The following is a 19,545-nucleotide window of genomic DNA, read 5'->3' as shown; positions in this document are numbered from 1 at the left end:
CGCGCCTCGCACTATGACGGGGCGATCAGTTAAGGAGAAACCATGGCCAAGGAAGACACGCTCGAATTCCCCGGTGTCGTCAAGGAACTCCTGCCTAACGCGACATTTCGGGTCGAGCTTGAAAACGGCCATGAGATCATCGCGCACACGGCGGGCAAGATGCGCAAGAACCGCATTCGCGTTCTTGCAGGCGACAAGGTGCAAGTCGAAATGACGCCCTACGATCTGACCAAGGGTCGGATCAACTACCGCTTCAAGTAAGCGTTTCATGAAGCTGATCCTCGGCTCCGGCAGCCCCCGGCGGCGGGAGCTTTTGGCTCAGATCGGGGTGGAGGCGGATGACATCCGCCCGCCCGACATCGACGAAGATCCCCGCCCCAACGAATTGCCCCGCCCGTATTGCGTGCGTCTTGCGCGCGAAAAGGCCTTTGCGATTCCGGCGAGCGACGATGAGATCGTGCTGTCCGCAGATACAACGGTCGCGCTGGGGCGGCGCATCCTTGGCAAGCCCGCGGATGCGGCCGAAGCGGCGAAATTCCTGTTTGCGCTCTCTGGGCGCAGGCATCGGGTTGTGACGGCTGTGGCTGTGCGGCGCGGTTCGCAGATCTGGGAACGCGATGTGGTCACGCAGGTCAAGATGAAGCGTCTGAGCGATGCCGAGGTGAACGCCTACCTGGCCAGTGACGACTGGCGCGGCAAGGCGGGGGGCTATGCCATTCAAGGCCCGGCAGGAGCCTTTGTGCCGTGGATCAGCGGCAGCTTCAGCGCGGTTGTGGGCCTGCCTTTGGCCGAAACCGCCAACCTGCTGGTTGCGGCGGGCTATCCGGTTTACGGAGTGTCGGAATGAAGGGTCGGTTGATCGCACTGGATCATGTCGGTGATCGCGAGGCGGCGGCGCTGATGGTGGATGGACAGGTCGAGGACCTGTTTTTCGAGACCGACCAACCTGCGCCCGGCACGATCTACCGCGCCATCGTGGAACGTCCGATGAAGGGGCAGGGCGGGATGTTCCTGCGCACGCCCGATGGGGCGGCTTTCGTGCGGCAGGTCAAGGGGTTGGCCCCCGGCCAGACCCTGCTGGTGCAGGTCACGGGCTATGCCGAGCCGGGCAAGGCGATCCCGGTCACGCACAAGGTGCTCTTCAAGAGCCGCTATGCCATCGTCACGCCCGAGGCTCCGGGGATCAACGTATCCCGTCGGATCAAGGACGAGGATGCGCGCGAAAATTTGCTGGCCGTTGCGCATGAGATCATGGATGCGGGTGACGGGTTCGGCCTGATCCTGCGGTCCTCATGCGAAGGCGCTGATGCGGACGAGATTGCCGATGACATCGCGGCGATGGCCGATCTGGCGGCCAAGGTGATGGCGGATTCGCAGGGCGATGCCGAAACGCTGGTCGAGGGTGATGGGCCGCATCTTCTGGCGTGGCGCGAATGGACGGACAAGGCGCAGATCGACAGCGCCGATGGCAGTTTTGAGCGGCACGGCATTCTGGACGTTCTCGACGGTTTGAGGGCCCGCGATGTGCCGCTGGGGGATCAGGCGTCGATGGCGATCGAACCCACGCGCGCTTTGGTGGCGGTCGATGTGAACACCGGGGGCGACACCAGCCCTGCGGCGGGGCTCAAGGCCAATCTGGCGGCGGTCAAGGATCTGCCGCGCCAGTTGCGGCTGCGGGGGCTGGGCGGGCAGATCGTGATTGATCCGGCCCCCACGGCCAAGAAAGACCGCCGTCAGATCGAAAGCGCGCTGCGCAGCGCGTTGAAGCGGGACAGCGTGGAAACCGTGTTCGTGGGGTGGACTCCGCTGGGGCATATCGAGTTACAACGCAAACGTGACCGACTGTCCTTAAGCGAGGTGCTGAAATGAGCTGCCCCATCTGCGGCAAGGAAACCAACCAAGAGGTCCGTCCGTTCTGTTCCAAACGCTGTGCCGATGTGGACCTGGCTCGCTGGCTGAACGGCAAGTACGCGGTGCCTTCCGAAGACCCCGAAGACATCGAAGCCGCGATCGAGGCCGCAGAGCAGGCGGCGGCGTCCTCGGACAAGCTGCACTAGCGGCTTGTCTCGCCCGGTCTGCATGGTAGGGCTTGGGTATGACTTCTGCGACGTCCCGACCCTTTGACCCCGTAATCCGCCCGGCCGGGTTGAACGGCGTTCTGGTGAGCTTTGGAGACACGCTGACGGAACCGGCCAACCGCGCCGCTCTGGCATTTTCATCCGCAGTTGTGCGCGAAGGGATCGACAGTGTCGAAGACTGTGCGCCGTCGCTTGTGTCGGTCTTCGTCCAGTTCGATCCTCTGCATCTCGGACTGGACACACTCAGGGCACGGTTGAGCACGCTTCTGGCGGAACGCGACTGGTTTTCCGCGTCGATGCCGGACGGACGGCGCTTTATCCGGGTGCCTACGGTCTATGGTGCCGATCATGCGCCGCAGCTGGAAGAGGCGGCAGAGGCGGCGGGAGTCTCGGTTGCGGATGCGGTCCGGCAGATGTCCGAAGCACGGGTGCGGGTGCAGACCATCGGGTTCGCGCCGGGTCAGCCCTATCTTGGCTTGCTGCCGGAAAACTGGGACATCCCGCGTCAGACCGCGCTGACCAAGGCGGTGCCGGAAGGGGCGCTTGTCGTGGCGATCCGGCAGTTCGTCCTGTTCTCGGTGTCGAGCCCGACCGGCTGGCGGCATGTCGGGCAAACGGCGCTCAAGCTGTTTCGTCCTGACAGTGACACGCCGTTTTTCCTGCGGCCCGGTGACGAGGTGCAGTTCGTCGAGGCCAGTGCTGATGTTTTGGCGCGTCACGCGGACGATCCCGATGGCGGTGCCGTGATCGAGGCGATCCCGTGACGGCCGCGCTTGTCGTAAAGCGCATCGCGCCGGGAGCGAGCGTGCAGGACATGGGGCGCGCGGGATTTCGGGCGTTTGGCGTGTCCAGAGGCGGGGCGGCGGACCCGCTTGCCATGGCGGAAGGCGCTGCTGTGCTGGGGCAATCGACCGACTGCGCCGCGCTGGAACTTCCCGGATCGGGCGGCGTGTTCGAGGCGACCGCGCCGCTGCGCATCGCGCTGACCGGAGCGCCGATGCGTGCGGCAGTCGACGGCGCGCCGCTTGTCTGGAATGCGTCCCACGCGGTGCCCGCAGGCGCCCGGATCGAGATCGGGGGCGCCACATCGGGCAGCTATGGCTATCTGCACGTGGGTGGTGGATTTGACCTGCCGCAGCGGCTTGGATCACGCTCGGCGCATCTGGCGGCTGGCATCGGCGCTGCTGTTCAGGCGGGGGACAGTTTGACCGTGGGGATCGACGGGGGTGACCCGGTTGGTCTCTGCCTGCCGCAGGACAACCGGTTTGACGGTGGCGTTTTGCGCGTCGTCGAAAGCTTCCAGACAGACCTCTTCGACACTGACACGCGCGAGCGGTTCACGCAGACCTGCTTTTCCCGCGATGCGCGGGCGAACCGGATGGGAATGCGTCTCAATTCCGATGGTACGGGGTTCGCGGCGAAGGGCGGACTCAACATCCTGTCGGAGTCGATTCTGCCGGGTGATATCCAGATCACCGGGGACGGCACACCCTTCCTGCTGTTGTGGGAAAGTCAGACAACCGGAGGCTATCCACGGATCTGCACGGTGATTCCCGCCGATCTGCCCCGCGCGGTGCAGACACCTGCGGGCGCGGCGTTGCGATTCTGCTTTGTCACTCGGGACGAGGCGCTGGCGGTAGAGCGCAAGGCGCGCGACCATCTGAGTGATTTGCCGAAACTCTGCACGCCACTGGTGCGCGATCCTGCGCAGATTCGTGATCTGCTGAGCTATCAATTGATCAGCGGGGTCACGGCAGGTGACGCCCGTGACGAAAAGGAGTGAGCCATGCATGTCGATCTGAACGCGGATATGGGAGAGAGCTTTGGACCATGGCCGATGGGATCGGATGCGGCGCTGCTCGACGTGATCACCTCGGCCAATATCGCCTGCGGCTTCCATGCGGGCGACTGGGATGTGATGGCGCAGACCATGTCTCTGGCGGTGGCAAATGATGTGGGGATCGGCGCGCATCCCGGCTTTCCCGATCTGCAGGGATTCGGGCGGCGCCGCATGCATCTGAGCCACGATTCGTTGCGGAATCTCGTGCGATATCAATTGGGTGCGGCGCAGGCCATGGCGCGTTCGGTGGGTGGCGCAGTGCGGCATCTGAAATTGCATGGTGCGCTTGCCAACATGGCGTCCGAGGACGCTGCGATGGCGACGGCCTGTTACGAAGGGGCGCTGTCGGTGGATCCGGACATCATCATCATGGTGCTGGCCGCGACACAGCAGCAAACGGCGGTCGAGACGCTGGGCTGTCGCTGGGCAGGCGAGATTTTTGCGGATCGCGCCTATAACGACGATGCAACGCTGGTGGACCGCAGCCTGCCGGGGGCGGTCATCCATGACGCGGACGTGGCCGGGCGGCGCATGGTCGAGATGGTCAAGGCGGGTGCGATCATCACCGAAAGCGGCAGGCACATCCCGGCTGCGGTGGACACGATCTGTCTGCATGGGGATGGCGCAACGGCGCTGCAGATCGCACGCTCCGTGCGCGGTGCCCTCGCAGAGGCGGGTGTGGCCCTGCAGCGGTTCGAGGGGCGTCAGGGCGCGATCAGCAGGACCTGAACATCCGCCACATTGGTGCCGGTGGCGCGGGTCATCAGCAGGTCACCTGCAGCGGCAAGGGCGGCGTAGCTGTCATTGTTGGCCAGAAGAGCGGTGACGTCCTGACCGGCGGCAGTGATCCGGGGCAGGGTGCCTGCGTCGACCAGTCCTCCCGCCGCGTCGGTCGGGCCATCGCGGCCATCGGTGCCGCCTGACAGGAACACCCAGTTGGCCGTGATATCAGGGGCTTGGGTCGCAACGCGCAGGGCCAGTTCCTGATTGCGGCCGCCGCGCCCGGTGCCGGTGAGTTTCACAGTGGTTTCGCCGCCAAAGAGAAGCGCCGTGGGCTCGGGACGTGCAATCAGCTCGGCCAGCACCTCCTGCGCGGCATCGCCCACATCGCCGGTCAAGGCATCGCTGACGATCCGGGTGGAGAGGCCGATCTCTTCTGCAGTGTCGCGCATGGCTTCGAGCGACAGGCGGTTCGATCCGACCAGAGTGTTCGTGGCCACCGGGAGGGGCGCGGGCGTATCGTGCTGCGCCTGCTCGAGATGGGTGCGAATCGATGCGGGCGTGACGTCCCAAATGCCGGCGTCTTGCAGCGTCCTGATGGCCTCGGCGGGAGTGCCGATGGGGCTGACCGTGGGGCCGGAGGCGATGGCGCGCAGATCGTCGCCAATCACGTCGGACAGGAGATAGGCGTAGACCGGAGCAGGGGCGGCCTGTCGGACGAAGCCGCCGCCTTTGAGCAGGCTCACCTGTTGGCGCACGAGGTTCATGTGCACGATGTCGAGCCCGGCGGACAACAGCAGATCGTTGAGCCGCGCCTTTTCGGTCAAACTGACACCGGGAGGCGGTGCGGGCAGAAGCGCCGATCCGCCGCCCGAGATCAGGGCAATCACGCGGTCCTCTGCGGTCGCATTGGACAGGATCTCCATCACGCGCTGCGCGGCACGGGCGCCAGCTTCGTCGGGGACGGGGTGTCCGGCCCGCATCACATCGGCTTTGGGCAGAGTGGCGTCATTCTCGTGATGGGTGACGACCAGAGCCACATGGGCGTCAGGAAAAGCCTTCATCGCTTCACCCAGCATGGCCGGCGCCGCCTTGCCGATGGCGATCAGAAACGTGCGTCCGCCGGGGTTCGCCGGCGGCACAGGGGCTGTCGCCAAACCGCGTTGGACCGCGTGCGCGGGATCTGCGGCACGTACGGCTGCATCGAACAGAAGGCGGGCCTGGGTGCGAAGCGTGTCGATCTGGGTCATGCCGGGATTAGGTCTGCGAATCCGATGAAAGTCAAATGCTTGCGCATCGGTCTTGACGCATCACGTTACCGCGGTTTTTCGGGGAAAGTGGTGGGCGACCCTGGAATCGAACCAGGCGTGCGTCTCCGCGAGGGAGTTACAGTCCCCTGCCACACCTTGCGGCCTGTCGCCCACTTGGCCAAGGACCCTGCCCTTGGCGTGAGCGGGTGATTACAATTGCCCCCTTGCGGCGTCAACAGGAAAATCCCATCAAGCGGAAACGCATTTTTCCGAAGGAACAAAGGGGGCTGATATGGCCAAGAAACCGAAATGGGTGGTGGCCAAGGAACAGTCTAGGAAGGCGGCTGCGGCGGAAACGGTATGGCTCTTTGGGCTCCATGCGGTGCGTGACGCGCTGCTTAATCCCAAGCGGGACCGGTTGCGGCTGGTGGTGACGCGCAACGCGATGGACAAGCTGGCGGATGCCATCGAAGTTGCTGGACTCGAACCGGAAATCAGCGATCCGCGGAAGTTCGAAGCGCCGCTTGATCCGCAATCCGTGCATCAGGGTGCGGCTTTGGAAGTGAAGCCTCTGAACTGGGGGCGGCTGGAGGACGTGGCACTTAACAGCCCTGACGGGCCTCCGCGTGTTGTCCTGCTCGACCGGGTGACGGACCCGCACAATGTGGGGGCGATCCTGCGGTCTGCCGAAGTGTTCGGCGCGGCGGCGGTTGTGGGCACATTGCACCATTCGGCACCGGAAACGGGAGCATTGGCAAAGACCGCGTCGGGGGCTTTGGAACGGCAGCCCTATCTGCGCGAGCGCAACCTTGCGGACGCGATGGAGCGTTTGAGGTCAATGGGTTACGTGATCCTTGGTCTGGATGGCGAGGCCGGTCAGACAATCGCCGACGCGCTGGCCCCGGTGCGGGACAGGCCCATTGCGCTGGTGCTGGGGGCCGAGGGGCCGGGGTTGCGGCCGAAGACGAAAGAGACCTGCGACGCGCTGGTGAAGATCCCCTTTGCGCGGGCGTTCGGGTCTCTCAACGTGTCGAACGCCGCGGCTGTGGCGCTTTACGCCGCACGGGTCTGAACTTGCGGTCAGGGTGTGGCGTGCCAATATCCCTGACGAAGGAGACGCCATGCCCCACGGAACGAAAATTGCGACCTGCTGTTACTGCGGAACGCGTGCAGCCCTTGTTCTTAAAGGCGAATCCCGGCACGAGCTGAGCTGCTCGGCCTGTGGCGCACCGTTGCACGAGATGAAAATGCTGCACGCGAAACCTGCGGAGCGTCCGGCTGCAACGCAGCACCGGCACGCCAGTCAGCCCAAGACGGCGCCTGCGCCTTTCCCGGCATGGGATCGCGATGCAAAGCGTGCAAAGAAGACCAAGCCGAAGAAGCGGAAGACGCTGGCGCGGCGGTTCCTTGAAGAGGCGTTTGACGTGATCGAGGATATTTTCGACTGATCCGTCCGCTTGGGGACGGTGTCCGTACGGTTGGGACAGCCAAGACTCCGGTTTTTGGCGTTTTTTCGTCGATTTGGGCTCAGCCAGGCGAAAACCGTTCGATTAGCTCTTCCGAACCGTGCGGGTCATCCGTACGGGACGTTTCACTGGTCAATCGGAGCGCTGTGTTCTAATGGCTCAGGGACAATGACGGAGGTCCGCGTGACGACATTTGAAACCCCCGGTCCGGTCGAAGAGAACTGGAAGGATGCCATCTCCTCGGTGGAGGAGATCATCGAGGATGCGCGCAATGGTAGGATGTTCATTCTTGTCGATCACGAGGATCGCGAGAATGAGGGCGATCTGGTGATTCCCGCTCAATGGGCGACGCCGGATGTGATCAACTTCATGGCGACCCATGGGCGCGGGCTGATCTGCCTTGCGATGACCTCGAAGCGGATCGAGGAGCTGGGGCTTCAGCTTATGTCGACGAACAACTCGTCCCGGCATGAGACCGCCTTCACCGTGTCGATCGAGGCGCGTGAAGGGGTGACGACGGGGATCTCGGCGGCGGACCGGGCGCGCACCGTGTCGGTGGCCATCGACGGCACCAAGGGGGCACAGGACATCGCGACGCCGGGCCATGTGTTCCCGCTGCGCGCCAAGGACGGGGGCGTGCTGGTGCGCGCGGGCCATACCGAAGCGGCAGTGGATGTGAGCCGTCTGGCGGGGCTGAACGCGGCGGGCGTGATCTGCGAGATCATGAACGAGGACGGCAGCATGGCGCGGCTGCCGGAACTGGTGGCTTTTGCACAGCGGCATAACCTGAAGATCGGGACGATCAGCGATCTGATCGCCTATCGCCGCCGTAACGACAACCTTGTGCGGGTGCGCAAGGAAGAGACGATCACGTCGGAATTCGGCGGTGAATGGCAGATGCGGATCTACACCGATGAAACGCATGGCGATGAGCATATCGTGCTGACCAAGGGCGATCTGTCGGGCGATGATCCGGTGCTGGTGCGGATGCACGCGCTGGACCCGATGCTGGATGTCGTGGGCACAGGACCACGCGGGCGGGCGGACGAGTTTCAGCACGCCATGCAGGCGGTGGCCAGTGAAGGGCGGGGCGTTGTCGTGCTGCTGCGCGACACGTCGATGAAGCTGGATGTGGGCGATGAAGTATCGCCCAAGACGCTGCGGCAATACGGGCTCGGGGCGCAGATCCTGTCGTCGCTGGGTCTGTCGAAGCTGACGCTGCTGACGAATTCACCGACGCCCAAAGTGGTCGGTCTGGATGCCTACGGGCTTGAAATCGTGGGAACACGCAAAATTTCGGAGTTGGGCTGATGGCGGCATCTGTTGAACATTACACGCTGGCGCGTCCCACATTCGACAAGCCTGTTAAGCTTTTGATCGTGGTTGCGCCCTATTACAAGGATATCGCGGATCAACTGATCGCCGGGGCGCGGGCCGAGATAGAGGCCTGTGGCGGCACACATGAGCTGGTCGAGGTGCCCGGCGCGTTGGAGGTTCCGACGGCCATCGGCATTGCAGAACGCATGTCGAATTTCGACGGATACGTGGCGCTTGGGTGTATCATCCGGGGCGAGACCACGCATTACGACACGGTCTGCAATGACAGCTCGCGCGGGCTCACGCTGCTTGGGCTGCAGGGGCTGTGCATCGGCAATGGTATCCTGACGGTCGAGAACATGGCGCAGGCTGAAGTGCGGGCGCAGGCGGATGGACAAAACAAAGGGGGCGGGGCGGCCGCTGCTGCCTTGCACCTGATCGCGCTCAGCCGTAAGTGGGGCTCTGCCCGCAAGGGAGTGGGGTTTGTCCCCACGAAAGACGAGTACCAGATCGCTGGTGACACCAAGGACCCGAACATCGCATGAGCCCTGCTGCCAAGACGCCCAAAAAGGTGGATGAGAAACGCCAGAAACGGTCCGCCTCGCGGCTTTATGCCGTGCAGGCGCTGTTCCAGATGGAACAGTCCGGCCAGTCGGTTGATTCCGTGGCGGTGGAATTCCTCGATCATCGGTTCGGGCTGGCACAGGACGACGGTGCAGAGCTTGTCGAGGGCGATGTGGACCTCTTCCGCCGGATCGCCGAAGAAGCGGTGAACTGGCAGGCGAAGATCGACCAGATGACCGATCGCGGGCTGGTGGCGAAATGGCCCATCGCGCGCATCGACCCGACCCTGCGGGCGCTGTTCCGGGCCGCTGGTGCCGAGCTTGTGGCGACCGAAACACCGCCCAAGGTCATCATCAACGAATATGTCGACGTGGCACGCGCGTTCTTTCCCGAGGGAAAAGAGCCGCAATTCGTGAACGCGGTTCTTGATCACATGGCGCGCGAGGCGCGACCCGAGGCGTTTTGACGCCGATCCGCGGTTTGCGGAAAATTTTGTAATCTTCCCCTGAGTTCGGCCGTTCCAGTTTCTGACGAGACCGGAACGGATCAGGCATGTTTCATCCATTGCGCGACTTCCTTCGGGAGATCGCAGAAGATTTCAAATATTTTCATATGCTTGTCACCAAGGGTGATCCGGATTGGCGGGCCTGCAAGAAAAAACCTGTCAGCCCCGAAGAGATCCGGGAGCTGCTTGAAAAAGAGCGGGATCAGGCGAAAAGGCCGCCTTCAGACGGGTCCTCCTGAGCCGCGCGCGGCACCCTTCGGTGTTTGAGACTTTGAAATCGCAGTGCAGCAGGCTAGGTGGATAGCTAGGAAAGCGAGGCGCGTCATGCCGGATCTCATCAAACACTACATCCGCCAGAGCGCGCTGGGCTTTGTTCTGGCAGCCGTATTCGTGGCGCTGCTGCTTTATTTCAACGTCGCCAATCTCTGGCATCTGGTGACGCATACCGATGTGGGTGTGCTGGCGGTGTTCCTGCTCTGGCTGTTCAACGGGATCGTGTTCGCCGGTGTGCAGTTCGGTATTTCGATCATGTCGATGACCTATGACGAGGACGACGAGGATGATGACGATCATCGCGGGATGATGATCCGCACCGTTCCCGTCCCCATCGAACGCCCGCGTGCGCGGGGACAAACCCGTCAGATTTTCAGGAAATAAGCGGCGGGAACCACGGCAACCGTGCGGTTCTCTCATTCCCGAGGACCTGTATATACAGGTGGGCGTCGGGTAACCGGACCAGGGCCCGGACAGAGCCAACTCCCTCGGAATTGCTTAAGGCCACCGGAATGCAACCTGTCACGCGTAGCGCAGAAACCCGCCTGCGATTGAGGTAGGCGCGTTGGCCGCATCTGACAAGGGGGTTTTCGCCTCGATCTTTCAGATGGCTTGATTTTTGTTCACACTTTGTTCATGTCTATTGGGTATGACCGTTCTACCTGATCAGCGCATCGGCGCAGGGGCCGATTTGCAGCCGGGACAAATCCTGGCGCGGGGGGTGTGCCGCCACCTTGCCAGCCATGGGTTTTCGGTGATCGAGGAATTCGTGCCGGATCGCGGCCTGCGGGTTGATGTGATGGCGTTGGGGCCGAAAGGCGAGATCTGGATCGTCGAATGCAAATCCTCGCGGGCGGATTTTCAGTCGGATCACAAATGGGAAGGGTATCTGGACTGGTGTGACCGGTATTTCTGGGCGGTCGATCTGGAATTTCCGTCCGAGCTTTTGCCGGTGGAAACCGGACTGATCATTGCGGATGGGTATGACGCTGAAATCGTGCGTATGGCCCCGGAGGACAAGCTTGCGGGCGCGCGGCGGAATGTGTTGATCCGGAAGTTCGCGACCCACGCAGCACGACGGCTTCATGCGTTGCGCGATCCGGAGGCGGCGCTGAGCGCTTGGGCGTGAGGCTGGGTGCTTTGGCGTCGTTTGCGGCGTCGGCGCATAGATGGGCGTCTGTCAGTCCGTGACGGATGTCGCAGGGTCAGTAGGGGCGTACCAGAGCGGCGGTAGGCGTCTGGCATAGGGTAGCCGCAGTTGTCATGCTTGGTCCCGGTAACGCTGGGACGGCGCGCTTACTTGCGCTTGGACTTGGGTTTGACCTTGCGCGCGGCGGTTGCGGCGAGGCGGATTTCTTCGGCGATCTCGTCGGCTTCCTCGGGGGAGAAATCCATCGGAATCTCGATCCCGTCGGCCAGCACGAAAAGGCGCACCATGCCGATGTCGGTCGGGCCGATCTGCAGGTTGGCTTCGATGTCGCGTTCGGTGTTGATGCCCATGGCTGGTCTCCGGCGGAGTTGCGGCTCAGGACACGGGCCATAGCGCCGGGGGGCTTGTTTTGCAAGCGCGTGCCGATGCAGAGTGCGCGCATGTCCGATGATGTCACCCTGCGCGCCTATGGTCCTGGCGATTTCGACTGGCTGGTCGATCTGCACGGCCGCCACTATGCCGAGGCCGAAGGCTTTGACGGCACCTTCGCCCCGCTCGTCGCCACGATCCTGCGTGATTTCGAAGCCGAGCAGGACCCGATCTGCGAACGCGGCTGGGTGGCGGTGCGGGGCGGTGCGCGGTTGGGAAGCATCTTCTGCGTGCGGCTCGACGCGGAAACGGCCAAGCTGCGGCTGTTCATCCTGTCGTCAGAGGCGCGCGGCGCAGGTCTGGGCAAACTCATGTTGCAGACCTGCATGGGGTTTGCGCGCGATGCGGGGTATGCGCGCATGCAGCTTTGGACCCATGAAAGCCACCGCGCGGCCTGTGCGCTCTACCGCTCACATGGGTGGCGCTGCATATCGTCCAAGCCGGTGCACAGCTTTGGCGTCGATCTGGTCGAACAATCCTGGGAAGTGAACCTGTGATGCCAGATGGGGCTTGCATTGCCCGAACCGTCCCGGTAATTGCCCCCTCAGTGCCGACATAGCTCAGTTGGTTAGAGCGCTTGATTGTGGATCAAGAGGTCCCCCGTTCGAGCCGGGGTGTCGGTACCATCCTTACTTGGCTTCGATCTGAATCGTCTGCAGCAGCCGCCCGCTGTCGCGGGCGAAAATGAGGATTTGGTCGTCCTCGGTCACGACGGCATACCAGTTGCGCGCCTGGGTGAAGGCGGTGGCAGTGGTGCCGCCGGGCAGGGTGATGACATCGGGCAGAGGGGTGCTGGACTGATTGTAGCGGATGACAATCAGCGCCACGATGAGTATGACCCCGCCGATCATCGTTGCGGTCAGGACTGTCACCAGCCGCCGCAGGAATCGCAAATTGGCCGGTTCGGGGGCCTGATCTTCGGGGGCGTTGTCCATGTCTGACTCCATTCTGCGCGTGACCATCGGGGCCGAACCGCCGCCGCGCCTTGATAAGGCCTTGGCGCGGGACGTGCCAGAGGAGGCGGCGCTGTCGCGCACGCGGCTGGCCAAGCTGATCGACGATGGGGCCGTCTGCCGGGCCGGGGAGGTGCTGAGCAATCCAAAGGCGCAGGTGGCGGAGGGCGACGTGATCGAGATCGCGCTGCCCGAGGTGGCGGAAAGCCATATCGGCGCGGAAGAGCTGCCGCTGGATGTGCGGTACGAAGACGACGACCTGATCGTGGTGATGAAACCGGCGGGGATGGTGGTGCATCCGGCGCCTGGAACGCCGGGCGGGACGCTGGTCAATGCGCTGCTGCATCATTTCGGAGGCAAGCTGTCGGGTGTCGGCGGTGTGGGGCGGCCGGGGATCGTGCACCGGATCGACAAGGACACAAGCGGGCTTCTGGTGATCGCCAAGTCGGATCGCGCGCATCACGGGCTGGCCGAGCAGTTTGCGGCGCATAGTGTGGAGCGGCTCTATCTGGCGCTGGTGCATGGGCACCCGGACCCGGCCGATCCGCGGTTGCGCGGAGTGCGGGGCGTGTCCATCGAACCGGGGGCGGTGATCAAGGTTACAAGCGATCTGGCGCGGCACAAGACCGACCGGCAGAAACAGGCGGTGTTCTTTGGCCACGGCAAACACGCGATCACGCGGGCGCGTGTGCTGGAGGTGTTCGGAACGCCGCCGCAGGTGTCACTGGTGGAGTGTCGGCTGGAAACCGGTCGGACGCATCAGATCCGGGTGCATATGGCGCATGCCGGGCATGGGCTGATCGGTGATCCGGTATATGGCGGACGTCGCAAGGTGGCAAAGGGGGCGTTGCCGGATGAGGTAACGGCGCGGCTTGCCGCGTTCGACCGGCAGGCGCTGCACGCGGCTGTGTTGGGGTTCGAGCATCCGGTGAGCGGTGAAACCATCCGGTTCGAGGCCGCGTTACCCCAAGACATGGATGATCTGATCACAAGTTTGCGTGGCTGAAACAATCGTCGCATGTGCGTGAGCGCACTGACATGCCTCTTACACCGGAGCAGATGTGCGTTAAATTAGATTTAACGAAACGAAGATACTTGAAATCGTCGGGCTGCTTCCCAAATTGGATGTTAAGCCCGTAAACATTGGAGGGACAAGGGTATGGCCAATTATGCGAATCTCCCGGCCCCGTCACCGGAAGCCGGACTGAGTCGCTATCTTCAGGAGATCCGGAAGTTTCCGCTTCTGGAACCTGAAGAAGAGTACATGCTCGCCAAGCGCTGGGTCGAGCAGGAAGACACCGAAGCCGCGCACAAGATGGTCACAAGCCACCTGCGCCTCGCGGCGAAAATCGCGATGGGCTATCGTGGCTATGGTCTGCCGCAGGCCGAGGTGATTTCGGAGGCGAATGTCGGCCTGATGCAGGCGGTCAAGCGGTTCGATCCGGAAAAGGGCTTCCGTCTGGCGACCTATGCGATGTGGTGGATTCGCGCCTCGATCCAGGAATACATCCTGCGGTCCTGGTCGCTGGTGAAGCTGGGCACGACCAGCGCGCAGAAAAAGCTGTTCTTCAACCTGCGCAAGGCCAAGTCGCGGATTGGTGCGCTGGAAGACGGCGATCTGCGCCCCGAGCATGTCGAGAAGATCGCAACTGATCTCGGTGTGACCGAGGACGAGGTGATCTCGATGAACCGGCGTCTTTCAGGGGGCGATGCCTCGCTGAACGCGACCGTGGGGTCCGAGGGCGAAGGGTCGATGCAGTGGCAGGACTGGCTCGAGGATGAAAGCGCGGATCAGGCGACGGATTACGAGGAACGTGATGAGCTTGAAGCGCGTCGGGCCATGCTGGTGCAGGCGATGGATGTTCTCAACGACCGTGAGAAGGATATCCTCACCCAGCGCCGTCTGGCGGACAAGCCGGTGACGCTCGAGGATCTGTCGAGCCAGTATGACGTGAGCCGCGAGCGCATTCGCCAGATCGAGGTGCGCGCTTTCGAGAAGCTGCAGAAGCGGATGCGTGATCTTGCCCGTGAGCAGGGGCTGCTGAGCGCAGTCTGAGCCTCTGACGGAGTGGAGCGACATGAACGCCGGGCCTGTGCCCGGCGTTTTTTCGTGTTAAGGCACGGATCAAACAGGGGAGGGACTTGGTATGACAGATCTGCGATGGGGAGTGCTTGGGGCTGCGAAATTTGCGCGGGACCAGTTGGCACCGGCACTGCATGCCGCGAAGGGATCGCGTCTGGCGATGTTGGCGACGTCGGACCCGGCAAAGGCGGCGCCGTTTCAGGCCATCGACGACCGGTTGCGGGTGGTGGACAGCTATGACGCTCTGCTGGCCGATCCGGAGATCGACGCGGTCTATATCCCGCTGCCCAACACGCTGCATGTGGAGTGGACTCGCAAGGCGCTCGAGGTGGGCAAACACGTGCTGTGCGAAAAGCCCATCGCGATGCAGGCGGACGAAATCGACGCGCTGATCGCGCTGCGCGACCGCACAGGGCTTGTCGCGGCAGAGGCCTATATGATCGTGCATCATCCACAATGGCAGCAGGTGCGCGACTGGGTTCAGGGCGGGGCGATCGGGTCAGTGCTGCGGGTCAACGCCACCTTCAGCTATGACAACTCGGCTGATCCGGGCAATATTCGCAACAGCGTTGATCTGGGAGGTGGCAGTCTTCCGGACATCGGGGTCTACACGCTCGGGTCGACCCGGTTCGTGACGGGGCAGGAGCCCGAGGCCGTGCTGTTCGCCGATATCCGCCGGGAGCATGGGGTCGAGGTGCGGACCGAGGCGGTGCTCCAATTCGACGGGTTCACCCTGACGTCGCTGACCTCGATGCGGATGACGCCGCATCAGAGCGTGGTGTTTCACGGCTCGGCCGGGGTGATCGAGGTTGTGACCGGGTTCAATCCGCAGGTGCATGGGCACAGCACGGTGCGGCTGGTGCGGCCGGGTCAGCCGACCGAGGTGCTGCACTATCCGGGGGTGAACCACTATGTGCGGCAGATCGAGGCCTTTGTGGCTGCGGTGCGCGGCGAGGCGGATTATCCCTGTCCGCTGGAGTTCAGCAAGGGCACGCAGCGGGCCATCGACATGATCTGGGCGGCCGAAGGGTAAAGCCGGGGCCGGATGCCACAAGGGCTGATCCGAAGATCAGCCCTTTTGCTTCAGGCGGCGTTGGTGTTGGCCGGTTTGGCCTTGCCCGGTTTCGGGCCCGCATTGCTGTCGATGAAATCGAGCACGAGGGGCCGGATGTTGTTGCGCCAGCTCTTGCCGGCGAAGATGCCGTAATGGCCGGCACCGGGTTCGACATGGCTGGCCTTCATGCTGTCCGGCAGGCCGGTGCAGAGGTTCAGCGCGGCAAGGCACTGGCCAGGGGCCGAGATATCGTCTTTCTCGCCCTCGACGGTCTTGACGGCGACCTTGGTGATGGCGCCGAAATCGACCTTGTGACCGGCGACGACAAATTCGTTCTTCGCGATCTCGCGCTTCTTGAAGATACGGTCGACGGTGGAGAGGTAGAATTCGGCGGGCATGTCCATGACGGCGAGATATTCGTCATAGAAGCGGTTGTGCGGATCGTGATCCGAGGCTTCGCCGCGCATCACGTTCTGGATCTGGTTCGAGAAGGCGCTGAGATGCCGGTCGCCGTTCATCGAGATGAAGGAAGCAAGCTGCAGGAGGCCCGGGTAGACCATGCGGCCCACGCCTTTGTATTTGAAACCGACGCGCTGGATCATGGTTTCCTCGAGCTGACCCATGGTCACGCGGCGGCCAAAGTCGGTCACGTCGGTGGGGGTCGCATCGGGATCGACCGGGCCGCCGATCAGGGTCAGCGTGCGCGGCTGTGCATCGGGGTCAAGCTCGGCCAGATAGGCGGTTGCGGCGAGCGTCAGGGGCACGGGCTGGCAGACGGCCACGACGTTGGTGTCGGGTCCCAGTTCGCGCATGAACTCCATAAGGTAGAGGGTGTAATCCTCGACATCGAACTTGCCCGCGCTCACGGGGATGTCGCGCGCATTGTTCCAATCCGTCACGTAAACTTCGCAGTTCACGATTAGGGATTTCACCGTGGAGCGGAGGAGTGTCGCGTAGTGCCCGGACATCGGTGCCACCAGCAGGATTTTGCGGGGCTGTTCCTTGCGGCCGATCACGTCGAAATGGATCAGATTCCCGAAAGGACGTTCGACTATGGTCTTAACCTCGACAAGGTGATCCTTGCCGTCTTCATGGGTGAAGGTTCGAATCCCCCAGTCGGGTTTGACGACCATCCGCTCGAAACTGCGCTCGGTGACTTCGCCCCAGGCGGCCATCCATTGCATGGCCGGGTTGGGCATCATGGCCCATGCCGGGTAGGAGGCCATGGTGCGCGCGGTTGCGCCAAGCCATTGATTTGTATTGCGAAGTGTCTCCATGAGATCATAGGTCATCATGTAGCGCATAGAGGCGTCTCCTTCAGCGTTTGCCCAAAAATCGGGCCAATTCGTCGCTTTGCCTCCCACCGCAGGCGACTGTATTCTGCATGGCAGCATGAATAGGGGGGAATATTGGCCATGACAACCAACGACGTTGCCGCACCGGAAATGAGCGCGGAACTTGAGGCCAATTTGCAAAAGATCGAAACGCTGACCCAGCGGCTGATGTCGGCGCTTTCGCACAAGAAGCAAATCAACCCTTCGCTGCACGGTCCCGATGCCATGCTCTACGGCAAGGCGCTGCAGGCCTATTGGCAGGAATGGATGCAGAACCCCGCCAAGATCCTCGAGCATCAGATCGAATACTGGGGCAAGTCGGTCACGCATTATGTCGAGGCGCAGCAGGCGCTTGCCAAGGGCAAATTGCAGCCGCCCGCCGATCCCGGACCCAAAGACCGCCGGTTCAAGAACCCGCTTTGGGACGAGCATCCCTACTTCAATTTCATCAAGCAGCAATACCTCATCAATGCCGAGGCGATCCGCAACGCCGTGGATGATGTCGAGGACATGGACGCGACCGAGAAGAAGCGCTTGCGCTATTTTGCCCAGCAGATCGTCGACATGTTTGCACCGACCAACTTCTTTGCCACCAACCCGGATGCGCTGCAAAAAGCGCTCGAGACCGAGGGGGAAAGCCTTGTGAAGGGGCTGGAGAACCTCGTCGCCGATCTGGAGGCCAATAACGGCGAGCTGGTGGTGCGGCTGGCGGATGAAGGTGCGTTCGAGATCGGTGCCAACATCGCCACAGCCGAGGGCGAGGTCATCTATCGCAATCACATGATGGAGGTGATCCAGTACGCGCCGACCACGGAGAAAGTGCGCGAAACCCCCATCGTCCTGTTCCCGCCCTGGATCAACAAGTTCTACATTCTCGATCTGAAACCGGAAAATTCGTTCATTCGCTGGGTGGTGGATCAGGGCTACACGCTGTTCGTGGTCAGCTGGATCAACCCGGATGAAAGCTACAAGGATGTGGGGCTTGAGACCTATATCGAGGATGGCTATCTGCGTGCGATCCACGAAGTGAAGGCGATCTGCGATGTCGATAAGGTCAATGCCATCGGCTACTGCATCGCGGGCACCACGCTGAGCCTGACGCTGTCGCTGCTGAAACAGCGGGGCGATACGTCGATCAAGTCGGCCACCTTCTTTACCACGCTGACCGATTTTTCGGATCAGGGGGAGTTCACGCCCTTCCTGCAGAACGATTTCATCGACGGGATCGAGGCCGAGATCGGTGAAACCGGTCTGCTCAAGTCCTTCATCATGGCGCGGACCTTCAGCTTTCTTCGGTCGAACGACCTGATCTACGGGCCCGCCATCAAGAGCTACATGATGGGGGAAACACCGCCCGCCTTTGACCTGCTCTACTGGAACGGGGACGGGGCGAACCTGCCCGGCAAGATGGCGATCCAGTACCTTCGGGGTCTGTGCCAGTCGAACAAGTTTGCTGAAGGCGGGTTCGAACTGATGGGTCACACGCTGTCGCTGCGCGATGTAGACGTGCCACTCTGCTCGATTGCCTGCGAGACCGACCACATCGCCGCGTGGAAGGATTGCTATCGGGGCGTGCAGAACATGGGATCGCGCTCCAAGCAGTTCATCCTGTCCGAGTCGGGCCATATCGCAGGAATCGTGAACCCGCCGACCAAGAACAAGTACGGTCACTACACGAACGAGGACCTGTCTCTTGCGCCGGACGACTGGAAATCCGGTGCCTCCTATACAGAGGGATCGTGGTGGCCCGTCTGGGAGAAATGGCTGGCGAAACGTGCGGGCAAATGGGTCAAGGCACGGGAAGTGGGCGACAAATCCCATCCGCCCCTGGCGCCTGCGCCGGGCACCTATGTGCGGATCAAGGCGCGCGCCTGATCGGACTCTGACGCTACGTCAAAGTTTTTTGCTGCAGTGCAGAAAAAGGGTTGAAATGCTGCGGTGCGGCATGTATATATTCTGCATCTGCACAAGACAGCGGGGTGGGCCCGCAGCGCAGGAAAGGATTTGAGCAATGGCTAAGACAACCGACATGACCGCGACCCTGAAAGAAATGATGGGTGCATTCCCGGTCGACACCAAAGCAATGGAAGACGCGTTCAAGACGACCGCAACTCTGAACGAGAAGCTGTCGCACGTGGCTCTGGAAGCGGCTGAGAAGTCGTCCGAGATTTCCGCAAAATGGACGAAAGAAACGCTGGCAAAGCTGGGCGAAATGTCCAAAGCAAAGTCCGAGCCGGCTGACTACGCAAAAGCGATGACCGATTTCGCATCGGCTCAGGCTGAAGTTGCTGCCGAGAACATGGCCGCATTCGCCGAGATCGCGAAGAAAGTCCAGATGGACACAGTGGAGCTGATGATGGCCGCTGGCAAGGACCTGTCGGAAGACGCGACTGCCGCAGTCAAGAAAGCAACGGCTGATGCAACTGCTGCTGCCAAGAAGGCAACTGCTGCTGCGAAGTAAGCTTCAGGGATTAGCGTTCTCTCCTCCCAAATCGGAACGCTATCTTCTGGCCGGGTCCCTCGTGGATC

At 62.3% G+C, this 19,545-nt stretch carries 24 protein-coding genes and 2 tRNA genes; 21 read left to right on the top strand and 5 right to left on the bottom strand.

Features of this window, described 5'->3' with window-relative positions; translation table 11 throughout:
• The first annotated feature begins 42 nt into the window (after nucleotides 1-42).
• Genes infA through MRY75_RS01960 form a run of 7 tightly spaced genes read left to right on the top strand, consistent with a single transcriptional unit; the run spans nucleotide 43 to nucleotide 4,647 of the window.
• Nucleotides 43-261 carry a translation initiation factor IF-1 gene (infA, locus tag MRY75_RS01990; protein WP_005978431.1) on the top strand — a complete coding sequence of 73 codons (219 nt, stop codon included), beginning with the start codon at nucleotides 43-45 and terminating at the stop codon, nucleotides 259-261.
• A 7-nt stretch (nucleotides 262-268) separates the two neighbouring features.
• Complete coding sequence (locus MRY75_RS01985) at nucleotides 269-847, top strand: nucleoside triphosphate pyrophosphatase (protein WP_292305469.1); 579 nt, start codon at nucleotides 269-271, stop codon at nucleotides 845-847.
• Nucleotides 844-1,869: a ribonuclease E/G gene (locus tag MRY75_RS01980; RefSeq protein ID WP_292305468.1), complete on the top strand. Its 1,026-nt coding sequence runs from the start codon at nucleotides 844-846 to the stop codon at nucleotides 1,867-1,869. Before MRY75_RS01985 ends, MRY75_RS01980 begins: the two co-directional genes overlap by 4 nt.
• The gene (gene yacG / locus MRY75_RS01975; RefSeq protein ID WP_292305467.1) at nucleotides 1,866-2,057 is read left to right on the top strand and encodes a DNA gyrase inhibitor YacG; all 192 of its coding nucleotides are present in this window, start codon (nucleotides 1,866-1,868) and stop codon (nucleotides 2,055-2,057) included. Before MRY75_RS01980 ends, yacG begins: the two co-directional genes overlap by 4 nt.
• A gap of 38 nt (nucleotides 2,058-2,095) precedes the next feature.
• A complete protein-coding gene (locus MRY75_RS01970; RefSeq protein WP_292305466.1) occupies nucleotides 2,096-2,842 on the top strand; it encodes an allophanate hydrolase subunit 1 in 747 nt (248 codons plus the stop codon).
• On the top strand, nucleotides 2,839-3,861 hold the full coding sequence (locus MRY75_RS01965; protein WP_292305465.1) for a biotin-dependent carboxyltransferase family protein: 1,023 nt from the start codon (nucleotides 2,839-2,841) through the stop codon (nucleotides 3,859-3,861). The genes MRY75_RS01970 and MRY75_RS01965 overlap by 4 nt, the downstream gene beginning before the upstream one ends.
• 3 nt (nucleotides 3,862-3,864) lie before the next feature.
• Nucleotides 3,865-4,647 carry a 5-oxoprolinase subunit PxpA gene (locus MRY75_RS01960; RefSeq protein WP_292305464.1) on the top strand — a complete coding sequence of 261 codons (783 nt, stop codon included), beginning with the start codon at nucleotides 3,865-3,867 and terminating at the stop codon, nucleotides 4,645-4,647.
• On the opposite strand, the gene MRY75_RS01955 is transcribed toward MRY75_RS01960, so the two are convergent.
• Both MRY75_RS01955 and MRY75_RS01950 read right to left on the bottom strand, forming a co-directional pair.
• Nucleotides 4,623-5,888 (bottom strand): DUF4147 domain-containing protein, encoded by a 1,266-nt coding sequence (locus MRY75_RS01955; protein WP_292305463.1) that lies wholly within the window; start codon nucleotides 5,886-5,888, stop codon nucleotides 4,623-4,625. The two genes, MRY75_RS01960 and MRY75_RS01955, sit on opposite strands and share 25 nt — an antisense overlap.
• Nucleotides 5,889-5,976: 88 nt before the next feature.
• Nucleotides 5,977-6,060 (bottom strand) — tRNA-Tyr (locus tag MRY75_RS01950).
• 120 nt (nucleotides 6,061-6,180) lie between these two features.
• Between MRY75_RS01950 and rlmB the strand changes: the two genes are divergently transcribed.
• The 7 genes from rlmB (at nucleotide 6,181) to MRY75_RS01915 (ending at nucleotide 11,142) form a co-directional block, all read left to right on the top strand.
• On the top strand, nucleotides 6,181-6,960 hold the full coding sequence (gene rlmB, locus MRY75_RS01945; protein WP_292305462.1) for a 23S rRNA (guanosine(2251)-2'-O)-methyltransferase RlmB: 780 nt from the start codon (nucleotides 6,181-6,183) through the stop codon (nucleotides 6,958-6,960).
• Nucleotides 6,961-7,009: 49 nt separating this feature from the next.
• Nucleotides 7,010-7,336, top strand: a complete 327-nt coding sequence (locus MRY75_RS01940) for a hypothetical protein (protein ID WP_292305461.1) — start codon at nucleotides 7,010-7,012, stop codon at nucleotides 7,334-7,336.
• A 186-nt stretch (nucleotides 7,337-7,522) separates the two neighbouring features.
• A complete protein-coding gene (ribB, locus tag MRY75_RS01935; RefSeq protein WP_292305460.1) occupies nucleotides 7,523-8,665 on the top strand; it encodes a 3,4-dihydroxy-2-butanone-4-phosphate synthase in 1,143 nt (380 codons plus the stop codon).
• Nucleotides 8,665-9,216 (top strand): 6,7-dimethyl-8-ribityllumazine synthase, encoded by a 552-nt coding sequence (locus MRY75_RS01930; protein WP_292305459.1) that lies wholly within the window; start codon nucleotides 8,665-8,667, stop codon nucleotides 9,214-9,216. Before ribB ends, MRY75_RS01930 begins: the two co-directional genes overlap by 1 nt.
• On the top strand, nucleotides 9,213-9,701 hold the full coding sequence (gene nusB / locus MRY75_RS01925; protein ID WP_292305458.1) for a transcription antitermination factor NusB: 489 nt from the start codon (nucleotides 9,213-9,215) through the stop codon (nucleotides 9,699-9,701). The genes MRY75_RS01930 and nusB overlap by 4 nt, the downstream gene beginning before the upstream one ends.
• Before the next feature lie 363 nt (nucleotides 9,702-10,064).
• Complete coding sequence (locus MRY75_RS01920; RefSeq protein ID WP_292305457.1) at nucleotides 10,065-10,397, top strand: hypothetical protein; 333 nt, start codon at nucleotides 10,065-10,067, stop codon at nucleotides 10,395-10,397.
• A 265-nt stretch (nucleotides 10,398-10,662) separates the two neighbouring features.
• On the top strand, nucleotides 10,663-11,142 hold the full coding sequence (locus MRY75_RS01915; protein WP_292305456.1) for an MmcB family DNA repair protein: 480 nt from the start codon (nucleotides 10,663-10,665) through the stop codon (nucleotides 11,140-11,142).
• Between the two features lie 167 nt (nucleotides 11,143-11,309).
• Here MRY75_RS01915 and MRY75_RS01910 read toward each other — a convergent pair whose 3' ends face one another.
• A complete protein-coding gene (locus MRY75_RS01910; protein WP_292305455.1) occupies nucleotides 11,310-11,513 on the bottom strand; it encodes a DUF6324 family protein in 204 nt (67 codons plus the stop codon).
• 90 nt (nucleotides 11,514-11,603) lie between these two features.
• Here MRY75_RS01910 and MRY75_RS01905 point away from each other — a divergent pair, with 90 nt between their 5' ends.
• Both MRY75_RS01905 and MRY75_RS01900 read left to right on the top strand, forming a co-directional pair.
• Nucleotides 11,604-12,089, top strand: a complete 486-nt coding sequence (locus MRY75_RS01905; protein ID WP_292305454.1) for a GNAT family N-acetyltransferase — start codon at nucleotides 11,604-11,606, stop codon at nucleotides 12,087-12,089.
• A 52-nt stretch (nucleotides 12,090-12,141) separates the two neighbouring features.
• A tRNA-His gene (locus MRY75_RS01900) sits at nucleotides 12,142-12,218 on the top strand.
• A 3-nt stretch (nucleotides 12,219-12,221) separates the two neighbouring features.
• On the opposite strand, the gene MRY75_RS01895 is transcribed toward MRY75_RS01900, so the two are convergent.
• Nucleotides 12,222-12,527: a DUF6476 family protein gene (locus MRY75_RS01895; RefSeq protein ID WP_292305453.1), complete on the bottom strand. Its 306-nt coding sequence runs from the start codon at nucleotides 12,525-12,527 to the stop codon at nucleotides 12,222-12,224.
• On the opposite strand from MRY75_RS01895, the gene MRY75_RS01890 reads away from it, so the two are divergent.
• From MRY75_RS01890 to MRY75_RS01880, 3 genes are all read left to right on the top strand, one after another.
• Entirely contained in the window at nucleotides 12,526-13,551 is a 1,026-nt protein-coding gene (locus MRY75_RS01890; protein WP_292305452.1) for an RluA family pseudouridine synthase, read from the top strand. The two genes, MRY75_RS01895 and MRY75_RS01890, sit on opposite strands and share 2 nt — an antisense overlap.
• 153 nt (nucleotides 13,552-13,704) lie before the next feature.
• A complete protein-coding gene (gene rpoH, locus MRY75_RS01885) occupies nucleotides 13,705-14,601 on the top strand; it encodes an RNA polymerase sigma factor RpoH (RefSeq protein WP_292305451.1) in 897 nt (298 codons plus the stop codon).
• A 91-nt stretch (nucleotides 14,602-14,692) separates the two neighbouring features.
• Nucleotides 14,693-15,661 carry a Gfo/Idh/MocA family oxidoreductase gene (locus tag MRY75_RS01880; protein ID WP_292305450.1) on the top strand — a complete coding sequence of 323 codons (969 nt, stop codon included), beginning with the start codon at nucleotides 14,693-14,695 and terminating at the stop codon, nucleotides 15,659-15,661.
• A 50-nt stretch (nucleotides 15,662-15,711) separates the two neighbouring features.
• Here MRY75_RS01880 and phaZ read toward each other — a convergent pair whose 3' ends face one another.
• Complete coding sequence (phaZ, locus tag MRY75_RS01875; RefSeq protein WP_292305449.1) at nucleotides 15,712-16,986, bottom strand: polyhydroxyalkanoate depolymerase; 1,275 nt, start codon at nucleotides 16,984-16,986, stop codon at nucleotides 15,712-15,714.
• Nucleotides 16,987-17,097: 111 nt separating this feature from the next.
• Here phaZ and phaC point away from each other — a divergent pair, with 111 nt between their 5' ends.
• A complete protein-coding gene (phaC, locus tag MRY75_RS01870) occupies nucleotides 17,098-18,891 on the top strand; it encodes a class I poly(R)-hydroxyalkanoic acid synthase (protein WP_292305448.1) in 1,794 nt (597 codons plus the stop codon).
• Between the two features lie 136 nt (nucleotides 18,892-19,027).
• On the top strand, nucleotides 19,028-19,477 hold the full coding sequence (locus MRY75_RS01865; RefSeq protein WP_292305447.1) for a phasin family protein: 450 nt from the start codon (nucleotides 19,028-19,030) through the stop codon (nucleotides 19,475-19,477).
• The last annotated feature ends 68 nt before the right edge of the window (nucleotides 19,478-19,545 follow it).

Origin of the sequence: Marivita sp. (genome assembly GCF_022763305.1) — a bacterium.
Classification (GTDB): Bacteria; Pseudomonadota; Alphaproteobacteria; order Rhodobacterales; family Rhodobacteraceae; genus Marivita.
Note: the sequence above shows the minus strand (reverse complement) of the source record. Positions and strands in the feature narration are given on the sequence as shown.

Bases quoted from the DNA above. Each gene is read 5' to 3' on its own strand.
- MRY75_RS01985 (WP_292305469.1), top strand. From the start codon at position 269: ATGAAGCTGATCCTCGGCTCCGGCAGCCCCCGGCGGCGGGAGCTTTTG.
- MRY75_RS01930 (WP_292305459.1), top strand. From the start codon at position 8,665: ATGGCGGCATCTGTTGAACATTACACGCTGGCGCGTCCCACATTCGAC.
- MRY75_RS01895 (WP_292305453.1), bottom strand. From the start codon at position 12,527: ATGGACAACGCCCCCGAAGATCAGGCCCCCGAACCGGCCAATTTGCGA.
- MRY75_RS01940 (WP_292305461.1), top strand. From the start codon at position 7,010: ATGCCCCACGGAACGAAAATTGCGACCTGCTGTTACTGCGGAACGCGT.
- infA (WP_005978431.1), top strand. From the start codon at position 43: ATGGCCAAGGAAGACACGCTCGAATTCCCCGGTGTCGTCAAGGAACTC.
- MRY75_RS01960 (WP_292305464.1), top strand. From the start codon at position 3,865: ATGCATGTCGATCTGAACGCGGATATGGGAGAGAGCTTTGGACCATGG.
- rlmB (WP_292305462.1), top strand. From the start codon at position 6,181: ATGGCCAAGAAACCGAAATGGGTGGTGGCCAAGGAACAGTCTAGGAAG.
- MRY75_RS01915 (WP_292305456.1), top strand. From the start codon at position 10,663: ATGACCGTTCTACCTGATCAGCGCATCGGCGCAGGGGCCGATTTGCAG.
- ribB (WP_292305460.1), top strand. From the start codon at position 7,523: ATGACGGAGGTCCGCGTGACGACATTTGAAACCCCCGGTCCGGTCGAA.
- rpoH (WP_292305451.1), top strand. From the start codon at position 13,705: ATGGCCAATTATGCGAATCTCCCGGCCCCGTCACCGGAAGCCGGACTG.
- phaZ (WP_292305449.1), bottom strand. From the start codon at position 16,986: ATGCGCTACATGATGACCTATGATCTCATGGAGACACTTCGCAATACA.
- phaC (WP_292305448.1), top strand. From the start codon at position 17,098: ATGACAACCAACGACGTTGCCGCACCGGAAATGAGCGCGGAACTTGAG.
- MRY75_RS01910 (WP_292305455.1), bottom strand. From the start codon at position 11,513: ATGGGCATCAACACCGAACGCGACATCGAAGCCAACCTGCAGATCGGC.
- MRY75_RS01920 (WP_292305457.1), top strand. From the start codon at position 10,065: ATGCCGGATCTCATCAAACACTACATCCGCCAGAGCGCGCTGGGCTTT.
- MRY75_RS01980 (WP_292305468.1), top strand. From the start codon at position 844: ATGAAGGGTCGGTTGATCGCACTGGATCATGTCGGTGATCGCGAGGCG.
- MRY75_RS01905 (WP_292305454.1), top strand. From the start codon at position 11,604: ATGTCCGATGATGTCACCCTGCGCGCCTATGGTCCTGGCGATTTCGAC.
- MRY75_RS01970 (WP_292305466.1), top strand. From the start codon at position 2,096: ATGACTTCTGCGACGTCCCGACCCTTTGACCCCGTAATCCGCCCGGCC.
- MRY75_RS01890 (WP_292305452.1), top strand. From the start codon at position 12,526: ATGTCTGACTCCATTCTGCGCGTGACCATCGGGGCCGAACCGCCGCCG.
- MRY75_RS01880 (WP_292305450.1), top strand. From the start codon at position 14,693: ATGACAGATCTGCGATGGGGAGTGCTTGGGGCTGCGAAATTTGCGCGG.
- nusB (WP_292305458.1), top strand. From the start codon at position 9,213: ATGAGCCCTGCTGCCAAGACGCCCAAAAAGGTGGATGAGAAACGCCAG.
- MRY75_RS01865 (WP_292305447.1), top strand. From the start codon at position 19,028: ATGGCTAAGACAACCGACATGACCGCGACCCTGAAAGAAATGATGGGT.
- MRY75_RS01955 (WP_292305463.1), bottom strand. From the start codon at position 5,888: ATGACCCAGATCGACACGCTTCGCACCCAGGCCCGCCTTCTGTTCGAT.
- yacG (WP_292305467.1), top strand. From the start codon at position 1,866: ATGAGCTGCCCCATCTGCGGCAAGGAAACCAACCAAGAGGTCCGTCCG.